This window comes from Amycolatopsis orientalis DSM 40040 = KCTC 9412 (genome assembly GCF_000478275.1).
Lineage (GTDB): Bacteria > Actinomycetota > Actinomycetes > Mycobacteriales > Pseudonocardiaceae > Amycolatopsis > Amycolatopsis orientalis.
On record NZ_ASJB01000026.1, the window covers coordinates 1 to 14,795 of the forward strand.

Consider the following 14,795-nt stretch of genomic DNA (forward strand, 5'->3'; position numbering starts at 1 on the left):
ACCGGGTCCCCGCCCTCCCCCGTCCCCCCTGGCACCTCTGACCCCTCCCCCCGACTCCCCCTCACTCACCCCATGCATTTCGTCCTCTGGATGCGGTGGTTGCGCGCGCAAGGACCGCATCCAGAGGACGAAATGCATGGGTCAGGCCCCGGAGTCAGGCGCCGGTCAGGGTGCCGAGCAGACGCGCGCAGGCGGCCGCGCTGCTGCGGTTGCCCGCCCCGGTGAACCGCGAGGACGCGCCGGTCAGCACCTTCGCGGCGGCCTGACGCTGGCCCAGCGTCGTGTAGGTGCGGCCGATGTCGAGCCGGACCTGCGCCGCGCAAAGCTCGTCCGACAGCGACTCGAGCAGGTCGAGCGCGCGGCGCAGACAGGACATCGCACCTCGCGGATCCCCGCGCCGCAGGTGCAGTTGTCCTTGCCTGCGCAGGACGAGCGCCATCCGGTGCGGATCGTCGAGTTCGACGCAGAGCCGCCATGCCTCGTCCAGTTCGGCCTCGGCTTCGTCGAGCAGGTCGAGGTCGGCGCTCGCGACGGCGTGCGACGTGTGGAGATGCGCCATGCCGAGTACGTCGCCGATCTCGGTGAAGATCGCCAGCGCGCGCTTGGCGGTCGCCCGCGATTCCCCGGGCCGCCCGGTCGACCGGGCGACGACGCAGAGCCCGGTCAGCGCCCTGGCCCGGCCGGCGGGATCGCCGATACGTTCGCTGATCCGGTACGACTCGGTGAGCGTCCTGGTCGCCTCCGGGTAGTCGTCCCAGTACAGGTGAACCTGGCCGATTCCGCGCAGCAGCGCGGCTTCCCCGCGTGCGCATCCCGACGCCCTCGCCGCCGCGAGCGCGCGCCGGTGGCACCGCGACCATTCCGCGTACAGTCCACTGTGGTCGAAATACGACGCGGCGACCACGGCGATTTCCCAAGCCAGTTCACCCAATCCGGCGTCCGCCGCCTGCGAGACGGCGGCCTCCAGCGAGTGAAACTCGCTCTGGAACCACGAAAGCGGTTCGGCCACGGGCGTTTCGTCGAGCGCGGTACGGGCCGCCGTACCGGGTTCGGGCCGGAGCACACTGCCCGGCAGCCGGGCCGCGGCCTTCTCCGCGAGCCAAAGCCAGCCGCCGAGCACCCGTTCGACGGCTTCCGCGCGCTCGCGTTCCGGCTCGGCGCCGACTTCCTCGACGGCGAACGCGCGCAGCAGTTCGTGCACCCGGTAGCGAGGAGTGCCGCCGTCGCGGGAAATCGGCTGGATCATGTGCCGGTGCCGCAGGTCTTCGAGCGCGCCGTCGACGCGGTCGGGCTCGCCGCCGTCCGCCAGTGCGGCCGCCCATGCGGGGAAATCGGCCGTCGGCAGGAGACCCAGCCTGCGGAAGAGGCGCTGCCGGTCCGGCGCCAGCTGCCGGTATCCGAGGGAGAGGCTGCTGCGGACGGCGAGGTCGCCGGTGCGGAGCCAGTCGAGCCGCCGCCGTTCGACGGACAGTTCGACGGCGACGTCGGCGAGTCTCCAGCCGGACCGGTGGCCGATCCTGCTCCCGACGATCCGCAGCGCCAGCGGAAGCCCACCGCAGTATTCGAGGACCTGTTGGGCGGCAACGGAATCCTCGTCGAACTCGCCGGAATCGGTGAGCCTCGCGAGCAGTGCGGCCGCGTCGGCGGACGGCAGGACGTCGACCGGGACCGGGCGGCCGATCTCAAGGCCGTCCAAGGCGAACCGGCTCGTGACGAGCACCGCGCAGCCCCCGCCCGCGGGAAGCAGCGGCCGCAGCTGGGCCTCACCGGCGGCGTCGTCGAGGACCAGCAGGACCCGGCGCCCGTGGACCAGACTGCGGAACAGGCAGGCGCTTTCGTCGACGTCGGCGGGGACCGCGTCGGCGGGGACACCGAACGCGCGCAGGAAGCCGGCGAGTACGGCCTCCGGTGGGCGCGGTTCGTTCGTGGTGCCGCGCAAGGCGGCGAAGAGCGTGCCGTCCGGGTACGCCCCGGCGACCTGATGCGCGAGCCGGATCGCCAGCGACGACTTCCCGATCCCGCCCGCGCCGGTGAGCAGCAGGACGCGCGGTGTCTCGCGGTCCTCGTCCGGGGCCAGTTCCGCCAGCAGGTCCGCGACGAGCGCGTCGCGGCCGACGAAATCCGGGATACCGGGCGGCACCTGGCTCGGCACCAGGGATTCCCGGTACGCGGGGTATTCGCACGCGGTCGTCCCCGGGCCGTCGCGCAGGATCTCGCCGTGCAACGCGCGGATCGCCGGGGACGGTTCGATGCCCAGTTCGTCGACCAGCCCTCGGCGCCATTTCCCGTAGACGTCGAGCGCCTCGGCCGTCCGGCCCGCCCTGGCGAGCGCGATCATCAACTGCCCGCAGGTCCGCTCGCGGAACGGGGCGGCGGCGAGATTGTCGCGCAGTTCGGGCACCAGGCGGTCGTGCTCGCCGAGGCCGAGTTCGGCCTCGATCCGGTCCTCCAGCACGGAAAGCCGCTGATCCTCCCAGCGCGTGATGACCTCGGCGGCGACGGGGACCCCGGCGAGCACAGGTCCGCGCCACAGCTCGAGCGCCTCCCGGAGACGCTGCGCGGCCTCATGATGGCATTGGCGCATGAGCAGTTCGCGGCCTTCGGCGGCCAGCCGGATGAACAGGCCGGTGTCGGTCTCCTCCGGCCGCACGTCGAGAAGGTACGCCGCGCCCCTGGTCAGGATCGGCTGTTCCCCCAGCGGTGAACGCAGAGCACGACGAAGGCCGGAAATCAGCCCTTGGACCTGCACTTTCGCCGACGCGGGTGGTGCGGCACCCCAGAGTTCGTCGATGATCCGGTCGCAGGAGACCAGTTGTCCCGCCTCGATGAGCAGCAGGGCGAAAAGCCGCCGTGCCTGCGGCGGGCCGAGCGGGAGGCCCACCCCCGCCCATTCGGCGGCAGGCTCCCCCAGCAAGCGATAAAAGCGTTCTCCTGTCCTCATGAAGCCCCCTTCGATGTGACAGCAAGTCCCAGAGTGTCACAGCCGAGCAGGCGCGGGCGTCATCCGTTCGGGCGAATCGCCGAGCGGTCGGTTCGACACAACGCGAGCAGTTCGTCGAGCGCCTGCTCCGGACCGCCGTAGGTCAGCTGCGCGATGACGAACATGGGTGCGATCACCCGGCTCCAGGCGAAAAGCCTGTCCCCGTCGAGTCCGCAGGCGGCCGCCACCACCTGGCAACGGGCCTCGACACCCTCGTGCCCGGCGCCGCCCACCACGTAGTCGACGGCGTCGAAACACGGGTCACCCACGCACGCCTTCGGGTCGATCGCGACCAGACCGCGCGACGGGCCCCCGTCCAGGACGTTGCCGGGATGAAGATCGCCGTGCAGCAACACCTTCGTGGACTGGGTGTCCAGCAACCTCTCGCACCGCCGGATGGCCCGCTGCCAGGTGACCTCGTCGATCCGCGCGGCGATGGCCGGTTCGGACAGCCTCCGGCCGATGCGGGCGAAGGACTCCTCGAACCGGCCGCGCAGATCCGACCGCCACCGCGGCGGCACGGGTACCGAATGCAGTGCGGCGAGCAGCTCACCCCATTGTCCCGGCAGGGAAGCCTGCGGCAGATCCTCGGCGACGGTGCCGGGCAAGATCTCTTCCAATACCATCGCCCCGGCCTCGGCGTCGGCGGCCAGCACGGCCGGAACCCGGCCCGATTCCGTGAAGACGCGCAACATTTCGACCTGGTTGGCCAACAAGGTCTTGTCCGGGCTGAGCTTGAGCACGGCGGGTGTGCCGTCGGGCCATCGACATCGCAGGACGACGGATGAGGCTCCGCTCTCGAAGAGTTCCCCGAGCGCGAAACCCCGGCGGGAGGCCAAACTTGCCGCGAGCGCCGGAACTTCCGCCAGCCACGCCTCGGCGTCAGGACCGAATCTCCCGGCCAGCCTCGCGCGTACGTCGTCCATGTCCATCCCGGTAGCTTGCCCACCGGTGCCGGAGCACGTTTCCCCGGGTGTGCCGCCCGGTTCAGGCGGCCCGGACGATGCTCACCGGCCGGTTCGATCTGTGCCCGGACGGCCGATCGAGCGGATCACCGTCGCCAGCGTGCGGATCTGGTCCGGGCCCACCTGGCAGCAACCACCGAGCAACTCCGCCCCCTGGTCGATCCAGCCGTTCACCCTGCCGGGATCGAAGGTCGGCTCGCCTCGCCAGATCCGGGCGGCGGCGTCCCACGTCTGGCCGCTGTTGGGATAGACCACGGCGGGTTTCCCGGATTCCTCCACCGCCAGGGCGATCGCCGCGTCGACGTCCGGGGCGGGACTGCAGTTCATTCCCGTGGCGATGATCCGTTTGGCACCGGCGGCGACCGCGAAGGCTTCGGCGAGCGGCTGTCCGGCCCGCGTGCGCGCACCGTCCACCGTGTAGGAAAGCCAAGCGGGAACGTGGTATTCGTCGACGAGTTCGGCGAGTACGACGGCCTCGTCGAGATCCGGGATCGTCTCCACGGCGAGGAAGTCCGGCTCCGCGGCGACCAGGACGTCGAGCCGCCGCCGGTGAAACGCCGCGAGTTCGGCCTTCTTCAGACCATAGCGGCCCCGGTATTCGGCCCCGTCCGCGGAGATCGCGCCATAGGGCCCGACCGACGCGGCCACCCACAACTCTCGGTCGGGCGAGGCCCGTTCCGCCGCGACCCTCGCGAGTTCGACACTGCGCCGCAGCACGGCCGCCGTCGTTCCCTCGTCGACGCCGGCGGCGGAGAACCCTTCGAAGCTGACCTGGTAACTCGCGGTCGTCGCGATGTCCGCGCCTGCCGAGTAGTAGGCCTCGTGCGCGGCGACGATGGCGCCGGGATCCTCCAGCAGCAGTCTCGCCGACCACAGCGCGCCGCTGGGATCGCATCCCGCCGCGGCCAGCTGGTTGGACAGACCTCCGTCGAGTACCAACGGCCGCCGTGTCGGCAATGCCACCGTGTCCTCCTCGTTCGCCGAACCGTTGCTCCTCAGTCTGCGGGACCTCTTCCCCGATCAGCGAATCCGGGCCGCGAGCCCGGCGCTGAGGACCCCCAGCGAGGCCAGTGCCGCGACCGGGAACGCCACGAGCCAGGGCGCCCGCTCCACATAGGACATTCCCTCCGCCAGCAGCAGGCCCCACTCCGGGCTCGGCGGCTGGGCGCCGAGCCCCAGAAATCCCAGTGAAGCGACGGCGAGCGCGACCCCGGGGACGCGGATCACCGCGTTGCGGACGACCGGCGGGACGACCGCCGGGAGCACATGCCGGACGAGCAACCACGGCCCGCTCGCGCCGAGGGCACGGGCGGAGTCCATGTACTGGGCGGCGTGTTGTTCCAGTGCCAGCGACCGGGCGTGTGCTGCGAGCGGCGCCCAGAGCACCGCGGCGACCGCGATGGCCGCGCCGAGGACTCCCGGCCCGGCGACCGCGGCCACGATCAACGCCACCACGGTCGGCGGCACGGCGTTCATCGTGCTCACCACACTCGAACCCCGCAAGAGCAGTCCCCAGAGCAGGCCGAAGGCGAGCGCCACGGCCGTCACGGCCACGGCCAGGAGCACCGTCGCGACCGTTCCGTGGCCGATCCGGGCGAGCAGGTCACGGCCGAGCGCGTCCGTCCCGAAAGGATGGCCGGGCGACGGAGGCAGCATCCGTGCCGCGAGGTCGACGGCCCGCGGGTCGCGCGTCAGGCCGGCGACGGTCACGATCCCGATCACCGCCCCGAGAACGAGGACGGGCATTCTCGACCGTGCCCTGGTGGTCACCGGCGGGGCTGCCATCGCGCCGTCGGTGAAGGCCGGGCCGAGCAGGAGGCGCTGTCCCGCCGCACCGAGTCCCCCGGCCACGACCCCGGCCAAGACGATCGCCAGTACACAGCCCCGCACCACCGGCACGTCCTGGGCAAGGGCCCCCGCCACGGCCAGCCGTCCGAGGCCCGGTACCGCGAAGACGACCTCGACGGTCACCGCGCCGCCCAGCAGCCCGGCCATCAAGAGCGCGACCTGTCCGCTGAGCACCGAGCCCGCACGCCTGCCCACCGCCGGCAGCACCCGGCCGCGCGGGAAACCCGCCGCGCGCCAGGTGGTGACCCACGGCTCGTTCACCACCCCGCGCACCGCGTCGGCGGCGATGGTGCCGAGTACCGCGCCCGCCGGGATGCCGAGCGCGATCGACGGCAGGACGGCGTGCGCGACGCCGTCCCAGCCGGCCGTCGGCAGGAGCCGCAGCCGCACCGCGAACACCAGCAGCAGGATCATGGCGAGCAGGAATTCCGGCAGTGCCGCCAGGAATGCCGCCGTACCACCGTTTCCGGTGACCACCCGGCCCGTCAGCCCCTGACGCAGGCTTCGTCCGACGAGCAGCAGCGCGACCAGCAGCGCCACCACGACCGCGAACCCGGCCAGGGTCAGCGAGACCCCGAGCGCGTGCGACACCGTCGGTCCGACCGGCTCGCCGGAGACCCACGAGCGGCCGAAGTCGCCGTGTGCCAGCCCGGCGAGCCATTGCCGCAGCAGACCGAGCGGCCCGCCGTCGAGCCCGAGTTCCGCGCGCACCGACGCCAGGGCCGCGGCGTCGGGTTCACGATCCGCCAGCCTGGCGCGGAGCACGGTAAGCGCCGGGTCGGTCCCGGAGGGCACCGGGAGCAGCCCGGCGAGCAGGACGATCACGGGCAGAAGGGCGAGGCGGCGAAGAACGGTCACGGTCGACGGGTCGTCCTGGTGATCAGGTGCCGTTCGAGCGAGTCGGCGGGCACACCGGTGACGCCCGGCGCGATCCCGATCCGGGCGCGTTCGTGGGCCAGCGGGATCAGCGCGCCGGTGGCGAGCACGGAGTCCTCGATCTTCAAGGCGGCCGTCTGGCGGGCGCCGGGGTCGGTCACCGCAGCCGCTTGCCCGACGGCGGTGTCGATGGCCGGATCACACAAGCGCGAAAGGTTGTACGCACCAGCGCAGGTCAGGTCGCTCGAGAGGTACGCGATCGGGTCGCCGGAGTCGAGCAGGTAGGACCGCGTGGCGACCACCGCGTCGAATTTGCCTTCGAGCAGGTCCGGTTCCAGCAGGCTGTACTCGCGCACGACCTGCTCGACGACGAATCCCTTGCCCCGGAGGGCTTCCGCGATCACGGTCGCCGCCTCCGGCAGCTCCGCCCGGTCGGTGTAGGTGGCGAGAACGATCTTCCGGCCCGCGGGCACGGCCGGTGCCGCCTGCCGGCCGGTGGCCCGCGGCGACGCCCACGGACTGGCGGGACCGTAGATACCGCGCGCGACGTCGGCCCGGCCTTCGAAAACTCCCCGCACGAGCGCGCCGGTGTCGACGGCCGCCCGCGCCGCCGCCCGGGCACCCGCGTCCGCGAACGGCGGCTTGGCCATGTTGAGGTGCAGGGAAACCGTCCTCGGCAGTGGGACGTCCAGTACCTGCTTCGCGTCGAGGCTCGCGGCGACCGCCACCGGAATCGCGTGCACGATGTCCGCTTCCCCGGCCCTCAGCGCTCCCGCCCGCGCCGTCCCGTCCGGCACGAATCGAACGTCCACACCGGACGCTTCCGGCGCACCCGCCCAGTACCCGGTGAAGGCGTCAAGAGTGGCGGCGTCCTTGCCCTGTAGGGACGTCAGCACGAACGGACCCGTACCGGCCCCACCGGGTCGACCTTGTCCGCCCGATACGCCGACGGCGCGAGGATGACCAGGTTCGGCGACGAAAGCCGTTGCGGCAGCGTCGGATCCGGCTTTCCCGTGGTGACCACCAGGTCGTGGTCGCCCTCGGCCGCGGCGGTCAGCCCCAGCCCCTTGAGCGCACGCGGAACCGGGCTCGCGGCGGTGGCCTTGGTGAGCGAAGTGGCCGCGTGCTGCGCGGTGAAGACGGTGCCGTCGTGGAACTTGACCCCGCCGCGGAGCCGGAATCGCCAGGTCGTCTCGTTCACCCGTGTCCAGCTCTCGGCGAGTCCCGGAACGGGCGCGCCTCCGGCGTCGAGTTCCACCAACGGCTCCGCGACCCCGAGCCGGGTGAGCAGGAACGCGTCATCGCTCCACGGGGACAGCGCACGGGACGGCGGGAACGACAGCACGGCACGCAACCTGCCGATGTCCCCACCGCCCGACGCGGCGCCCGCGAAACAACCCGTGGCGAGCATCGCCACCGCGAGCAGGAGCACCGCTCCGCGAAGCTTCCGGATCATGACTTGCCTTTCGATCAGCGGGCGAACGCGCCGCGAGTGGTGAGGACGGCGAGCACCACGGCCCCGCCGAACGGGAAGAGCGCGAGCAGGAGCCAGGCCACCGGCCCGGCGCCGAGCACGGCGCCGCTGAAAGTGCTGCCGAGCAGAACGGCCAGCCCGCCGACCGACGACAGGAACCCGAAGTGCGCGCCGAGCCTGCGTTCCCTGGCCAGCACCGGCACCAGCTCCTGTGCGAACGGGACCGCGAACATCTGCCCGATGGTCAGCAGGACGACCATCAGCACCGCGGGAACGAGTCCGGGAAGCGGAAGGGCGACGACCGCGAACGCCGCGGCCATGAACAGGAATCCGGTCGCCACGCCGCGTTCCCGGCCCAGCAGCCGCCGGGCGAGCGCGGAAAGCGGCAGTTGCCCGAACACGATCATCAGCGAGGCCAGCGCGAACAACCAGCCGAGCGCGGAGTCGGATCCGGTGGCCGCCCGCAATTCGCTGGGCAGGGCAAGGTAAAGCTGGTTGTAGGACACCCAATAGCCCGAGTAGGCGACCGCGAAGACCAGGAACGTCCGGTTCCGGACCACGTCACTCCAGCCCGCGAGCACCGGTTCGGCCCGATGTTCGCCGGGGCGGTGCGGCAGAAGCCAGGCGTGGCCCACCGCGATCATCGCGAACAGACCGGCCGCGACCACGCACGCGAACGAGAAGTCCTTGACCACCAGCGCACCGAGCAGAGGGCCGGTCACCGTGCCGAGCTCGCCGCAGACAGCGAGCATCGCGAACGTGGTCGTCCGCTCCCCCACTTCCGCCTCGCGAGCGAGAGACGCTTCGACCGCCGGGGAGAACAAGGCTCCGGCGAACCCGGTGAGCACGACACCCGCCAGTACGCCAGGCAGGGTCTGCGCCCAGGCCAGCGTCAAGAATCCGGCTGTCCGCACGGCGCATCCGGCGAGAATCACCGGTTTCGCGCCGAACCGGTCGGTGAGCAGACCGCCGACGAGGAACAGTCCTTGCTGACTGAACGTCCGCAGACCGAGAACCAGGCCGACGAGCCAGCCCGCGAGGGCGAGGTCGTCCACGAGATGCCCGGCCAGATAAGGCACGACGAGGAAGAAGCCGATGTTGAACAGCAGCTGGGTGAGGACCAGCAGCCTGCTGATCGGTGACAGCTCGCCGAACCGTGCCAACGTCCGCAGGCGCGTGCGAACCGCGGTCACCGCTCTCCCTTCCCGTGTGGACGATCAGCGAGAGCTTAATGGTTGTCATTGTCGACTAACCCGCTCCAGTGATCCACCCCACGCGGGATTTCGCTGACGAGGGAAGGTCGTGAGCGCCACGCTCGAGACACTGATCGTCTCATGCGAGGCGCATCGGACATCCGCGTCATACTTCGGCCACGCGGTCGCGGAGCCGCGCGACCTCTTCTTCCGCGCTACTGGGCCGACACCCGGACCTCGGCGCGGTGCACGCGGATCCGCTTGCCCGCCCGGCGGGCTCGCTCGACCCACCCGTTGCGACCGGCCTTCAGCATCTGCTCGGTCCGGTAGTCCACTTCGGCCAGCACTCCGGTGAGCAGTACGTCGTTGCTGTTCATCACGTTTCCCCTCAGGAACTCACTACCTCGTTCGGTAATGACCAGATTCGTCCTGAGGGGTGCCTGCCGGCATCGGGTGATCACCTACACCAAGCGCGGATAGACCCCTTACCCTCGCTTATTCGCTGCTCGAAGGCCATAAGGGCACCACGTCCGGACGTGGAGAGGCCCCGTGAACAAGAAGTCCACGGGGCCTCTCAGCCGATCGAGGCTCTACCAGCCGCGCTCGGAAAGACGGTGGGGCTCGGGCACGTCGTCGACGTTGATGCCGACCATGGCCTCACCCAGGCCCCGCGAAACCTTCGCGATGACGTCCGGGTCGTCGTAGAACGTGGTGGCCTTGACGATCGCCTCGGCACGCTGCGCCGGGTTGCCGGACTTGAAGATGCCGGAACCGACGAACACGCCTTCGGCGCCGAGCTGCATCATCATCGCGGCGTCGGCCGGGGTCGCGATGCCGCCCGCGGTGAACAGCACGACGGGGAGCTTGCCCTTCTCCGCGACCTCCTTGACGAGGTCGTACGGGGCCTGGAGTTCCTTCGCCGCGACGTAAAGCTCGTCCTCGGGCAGCGAGGAGAGGCGACGCAGCTCCGCGCGGATCTTGCGCATGTGCGTCGTCGCGTTCGAGACGTCGCCGGTGCCCGCCTCACCCTTGGAGCGGATCATCGCCGCGCCCTCGTTGATCCGGCGCAGCGCCTCGCCGAGGTTGGTGGCACCGCAGACGAAGGGGACGGTGAAGGCCCACTTGTCGATGTGGTTCTCGTAGTCGGCCGGGGTCAGCACCTCGGACTCGTCGATGTAGTCGACGCCGAGCGACTGCAGCAGCTGGGCCTCGACGAAGTGGCCGATGCGGGCCTTCGCCATGACCGGGATCGAGACGGCCTCGATGATGCCGTCGATCAGGTCCGGGTCGCTCATCCGCGCGACGCCGCCCTGCGCGCGGATGTCCGCGGGGACCCGTTCGAGCGCCATCACCGCGACGGCACCGGCGTCTTCGGCGATCTTCGCCTGCTCGGCGGTGACCACGTCCATGATCACACCGCCCTTGAGCATCTCCGCCATCCCGCGCTTGACCCGGGCGGTGCCGGTGAGCGAAGTGGTGGCCGTGTTCGTGGAGTCGTCAGACACTGCTGGACCTTTCGGAAAGCGCACGAGGAGAGTGACTCTTCCGAGGGTAGGCCGCTTTTGGACCTCTCAAGCAGGCCAGTCCGCGACGATTTCAGCAGTCCACTGGGTGATGTGGCCCGCATTTGGTCCTCTGGATGCGGTGGTTGCGCGTGCAACCACCGCATCCAGAGGACGAAATGCGACGAGACCTAGCGCGCCAGGCCCTGCTCGAAGGCGAAGAGGCCGTCCGGGTCGTACTTCCGCGCCACCCGCCGCAGCCGCGGCAGGCTCTCGCCGTAGTACGCCTTCGCCCAATGCGGCATCTCCGGGTCGATGTAGTTGACGTAGCCCGCCTGCCCCAGCTCCCGGCCGAGTTCGTCCCTGACTTGGCCGATCACCTGCCGTGCCCGAGCCTCACCATCACTCGTACCGCGGATCACCTGGATGCTTCCGAGCGCGTCCCGATGCGGGAAGCACGACTCGCTCGGCGGCACCCGCGCGATCGCCCCGCCATAGGCGTCGAAGATCGTGTACAGATCCGGATCGCTGGTCAGCAGCGAGGCGAGCACGTCGGTGTCCCGCACAGGACGGGTGAGGATTCTCGAAGTGGCCACGTAATCCGCCCGCTCACGGGCCACGGCCGGGAACCCCGCCTCCTCGGCGAAGGAGCGCATCGCGGCCAGATGGCCCTGCTCGGTCACCTCGCGCTTGATCGGCTGAGTGCCGACGCGGCGGACGAGGTCGTCGAGCAAGGGATTCACCTGCGCGGCGGAGCCCACGAAACAACCGCCACAGTTCGCGACCGTCGCGCCGAGGCCCATCCCGGCCCACAGTTCGTCCGGCATCGCGGGTTGCCATTCCTGCCACGCCGCGACGAGGTCGGCGAGCGCCGCGGGCGGGAAGGTCAGCGCGAAGTTGGTCAGCTTCCGCGCGGCCGCCGTCCTGAAGGTGAACGACGTGACGATGCCGAAGTTGCCGCCGCCACCGCCGCGCAACGCCCACAGCAGATCCGGCGCCGTCTCCGCCGACACCAGGCGCAGTTTCCCGTCCGCGCCGACGAAGCGCACGGATTCCACGCTGTCGCAGGTCAAACCGTACTTACGGGCCAGGACGCCGATCCCGCCGCCGAGGGTCAGCCCGGCGATGCCGACCGCCGGACAGCTGCCGGCGGGCAACGCGCGGCCCGCCGCCGCCAGGGCCTCGTACACCTGGCCGAGTACCGCGCCCGCGCCGATCGCGGCCCGGCCGCCCGGCAGGATCTCGACCGAGGAGAGCCGGGACAGATCGACGATGAGCCCTCTGTCCACTATGGAGTATCCGGCGTAGCTGTGACCGCCGGAGCGCGCCGCGATCGGCACGTGATGCCGCGCCGCGAAATCGACACAGCGCCGGACGTCGTCCTCGTTCGCGCAGACCGCGATACCGGCGGGCAGCCGATGGTCGTACAGCGAGAAGAACCCGAGCCGTGCTTCGTCATATCCCGGCTCGCCGGGCCGGAACAGCGGGCCTGCCAGCCGGGCGCGCAGCCGCTCCCACTCGTCCCCGCCACCGGGGCCGGGGACCACCGCCATCGCCGGGACCGCGCCTGCCAGCCTCAGCACCGTCCGTCTGCCGAGCTCCATCGCTCATCCCCCACCCTCGGATTCGGTCGGATTCGCCTCCGGGTGTCCGCCATCGAGCATAGCGACGGGTCGACATTCGGGGGTTCCCTCGCCGGTCGCCTTGCCGCGACGGCGGTCGCGGGTGTGTGATCGAGGACACACCTGTACCCGGCGTCGTCTGGTGAGGAGACCGGCATGGCCGAAAAACAGAGCAAGAACGGAGACTCCGGGGCCGCCGTCGCTGTGGACGACCCGGCGAAAGTACGCAACGTGGTACTGGTCGGCCCGTCGGGTTCCGGCAAGACGACGCTCGCCGAAGCACTGCTCGCCGCGTCCGGCACGGTGACGCGGGCAGGCTCCGTCGTCGAGGGCACCACGGTCTGCGACCACGACCCCGCCGCCGTCCGGCAGCAGCGGTCGGTCGGCCTCTCGGTCGCGCCGGTACTGCACCAGGGGCACAAGATCAACCTCATCGACACCCCCGGGTACGCCGATTTCGTCGGCGAACTGCGGGCCGGGCTCCGTGCCGCCGACGCGGCGCTGTTCGTGGTCTGCGCGGCGGAAGGCGTCGACGCGGCCACGGTCGCGGTCTGGGAGGAATGCGCGGCCGTCGGGATGCCGAGGGCGGTGGTCGTCTCCCGGCTCGACCATCACCGCGCCGACCCCGAAGGCGAGATCGCGGCCTGCCAGGCCGCCTTCGGAGCCGGTGTCCTGCCGCTGTACCTGCCCGCCCGCGACGGGCTCGTCGGGCTCATCACCCGCCGCTACTTCGACTACTCGGACGGCTTCCCGCCCAAGATCGGCGAGCCGGACGAGGCCGATCTCGCCCGGCTGAACGAGGCCCGCAACGAACTGATCGAAGGGGTCATCGCCGAGAGCGAGGACGAGACCCTGATGGACCGGTACCTCGCCGGTGAGGAGATCGCCGAGGACACGCTGATCGCCGACCTCGAAACCGCCGTCGCCCGCGGGTCCTTCCATCCGGTGATCCCGGTGTGCGCGACGACCGGGGTCGGGCTCGCCGAAGTCCTCGACGGCATCGTGCGTGCCTTCCCGTCGCCGCTGGAACACGTCCCGCCGGAGGTCACCTCGCCCGACGGCGAGCCGCACGCGCATCTCCGCGCCGATCCCGACGGCCCGCTGGCGGCCGAGGTGGTCCGGACCGCGGTCGACTCCTACGTCGGACGGGTGTCACTGGTGCGGGTGTTCTCCGGGACGTTGCGGCCGGAGCGCCCGGTGCACGTCTCGGGCCACGGTCTCGCCGAACGCGGGCACGAGGATCACGACGCCGACGAACGGGTCGCGCATCTGTACTCCCCGCTCGGCGCGAACCTGCGCGAAGTCCCGTACTGCGTCGCGGGCGACCTCTGCGCGCTCACGAAGGTCGGCTCGGCGGAAACGGGCGACACCGTTTCCTCGCCCGACGACCCGCTGATCATGAAACCGTGGACGATGCCGGAGCCGCTGCTGCCGGTCGCCGTGATCGCGAAGACGCGCAGCGACGAGGACACGCTGGCGCGCAACCTTTCCCGGCTGGTCGCGGGCGATCCGACCCTGCGCCTGGACCGCAACGCCGAGACCAACCAGCTCGTGCTGTGGTGCATGGGCGAGGCGCACGCCGACGTCGTGCTGTCGCGGCTGCGCGCGGGAGGCGCCGACGTGGACACCGAACCCGTCCGCATCAGCCTGCGTTCGACCTTCGCCGGACCGGGCCGCGGGCACGGACGGCACGTCAAGCAGTCCGGCGGCCACGGCCAGTTCGCCGTCTGCGACATCGAAGTCCAGCCGCTGCCGCGGGGTTCGGGCTTCGAGTTCGTGGACAAGGTCGTCGGCGGCTCGGTGCCCCACCAGTTCATCCCGAGCGTCGAGAAGGGAGTCCGGGCCCAGGCCCAGCGCGGGGTGGTCGACGGCCATCCGCTCATCGACATCCGGGTGACCCTCGTCGACGGCAAGGCGCACAGTGTCGACTCCTCGGACGCCGCGTTCCAGACCGCGGGCGCGCTGGCGCTGAAGGAGGCCGCAGCGGCCGGGAAGATCGCGTTGCTCGAACCACTCGAAGAGGTGGCGGTGCGGCTTCCGGACGAGCATCTGGGCACCGTCCTGGGTGATCTCTCGTCCCGGCGTGGACGCGTTCTCGGCACCGAATCGGGTGAAGGCGGCCGCACGGTCATCCGTGCCGAAGTGCCCGCCGTGGAACTGCTGCGCTACGCGATCGACCTGCGTTCACTGACCTCGGGCACGGCGACGTTCACCCGTAAGCACGCGCGGTTCGAGCCGATGCCGGAAGGAGCCGTGGCCCACTGACCCCTCGCGTTTAGTCCTCTGGATGCGGTAGTTGCGCGTGCAACTACCGCATCCAGAGGACTAAACGCGC

General features: G+C 70.9%; 11 protein-coding genes. 1 reads left to right on the forward strand and 10 read right to left on the reverse strand.

What is annotated here, in order from left to right:
- Positions 1-154: 154 nt before the first annotated feature.
- From L324_RS06520 to L324_RS06555, 10 genes are all read right to left on the reverse strand, one after another.
- Positions 155-2,941 (reverse strand): AfsR/SARP family transcriptional regulator, encoded by a 2,787-nt coding sequence (locus tag L324_RS06520; RefSeq protein WP_081736217.1) that lies wholly within the window; start codon positions 2,939-2,941, stop codon positions 155-157.
- A 59-nt stretch (positions 2,942-3,000) separates the two neighbouring features.
- The gene (locus tag L324_RS06525) at positions 3,001-3,906 is read right to left on the reverse strand and encodes an aminoglycoside phosphotransferase family protein (RefSeq protein ID WP_037305062.1); all 906 of its coding nucleotides are present in this window, start codon (positions 3,904-3,906) and stop codon (positions 3,001-3,003) included.
- Between the two features lie 81 nt (positions 3,907-3,987).
- Entirely contained in the window at positions 3,988-4,908 is a 921-nt protein-coding gene (gene mmuM, locus L324_RS06530) for a homocysteine S-methyltransferase (RefSeq protein WP_037305053.1), read from the reverse strand.
- A gap of 57 nt (positions 4,909-4,965) precedes the next feature.
- Positions 4,966-6,651 carry an ABC transporter permease subunit gene (locus L324_RS06535; RefSeq protein WP_037305055.1) on the reverse strand — a complete coding sequence of 562 codons (1,686 nt, stop codon included), beginning with the start codon at positions 6,649-6,651 and terminating at the stop codon, positions 4,966-4,968.
- Positions 6,648-7,565, reverse strand: coding sequence for an ABC transporter substrate-binding protein (locus L324_RS43845; protein WP_268871886.1), 918 nt, complete (start codon positions 7,563-7,565; stop codon positions 6,648-6,650). The genes L324_RS06535 and L324_RS43845 overlap by 4 nt, the downstream gene beginning before the upstream one ends.
- Positions 7,559-8,125: an ABC transporter substrate-binding protein gene (locus tag L324_RS43850; protein ID WP_268871887.1), complete on the reverse strand. Its 567-nt coding sequence runs from the start codon at positions 8,123-8,125 to the stop codon at positions 7,559-7,561. The genes L324_RS43845 and L324_RS43850 overlap by 7 nt, the downstream gene beginning before the upstream one ends.
- A 14-nt stretch (positions 8,126-8,139) precedes the next feature.
- Positions 8,140-9,336 carry an MDR family MFS transporter gene (locus L324_RS06545; RefSeq protein WP_037305056.1) on the reverse strand — a complete coding sequence of 399 codons (1,197 nt, stop codon included), beginning with the start codon at positions 9,334-9,336 and terminating at the stop codon, positions 8,140-8,142.
- Between the two features lie 215 nt (positions 9,337-9,551).
- Positions 9,552-9,713: a hypothetical protein gene (locus L324_RS43045; protein WP_162835852.1), complete on the reverse strand. Its 162-nt coding sequence runs from the start codon at positions 9,711-9,713 to the stop codon at positions 9,552-9,554.
- A 213-nt stretch (positions 9,714-9,926) separates the two neighbouring features.
- Positions 9,927-10,841, reverse strand: coding sequence for a pyridoxal 5'-phosphate synthase lyase subunit PdxS (gene pdxS / locus L324_RS06550; RefSeq protein WP_034307818.1), 915 nt, complete (start codon positions 10,839-10,841; stop codon positions 9,927-9,929).
- Positions 10,842-11,029: 188 nt separating this feature from the next.
- Entirely contained in the window at positions 11,030-12,442 is a 1,413-nt protein-coding gene (locus L324_RS06555) for an FAD-binding oxidoreductase (protein WP_037305058.1), read from the reverse strand.
- A 174-nt stretch (positions 12,443-12,616) separates the two neighbouring features.
- Between L324_RS06555 and L324_RS06560 the strand changes: the two genes are divergently transcribed.
- Entirely contained in the window at positions 12,617-14,725 is a 2,109-nt protein-coding gene (locus tag L324_RS06560) for an elongation factor G-like protein EF-G2 (protein WP_037305060.1), read from the forward strand.
- Positions 14,726-14,795 lie beyond the last annotated feature (70 nt).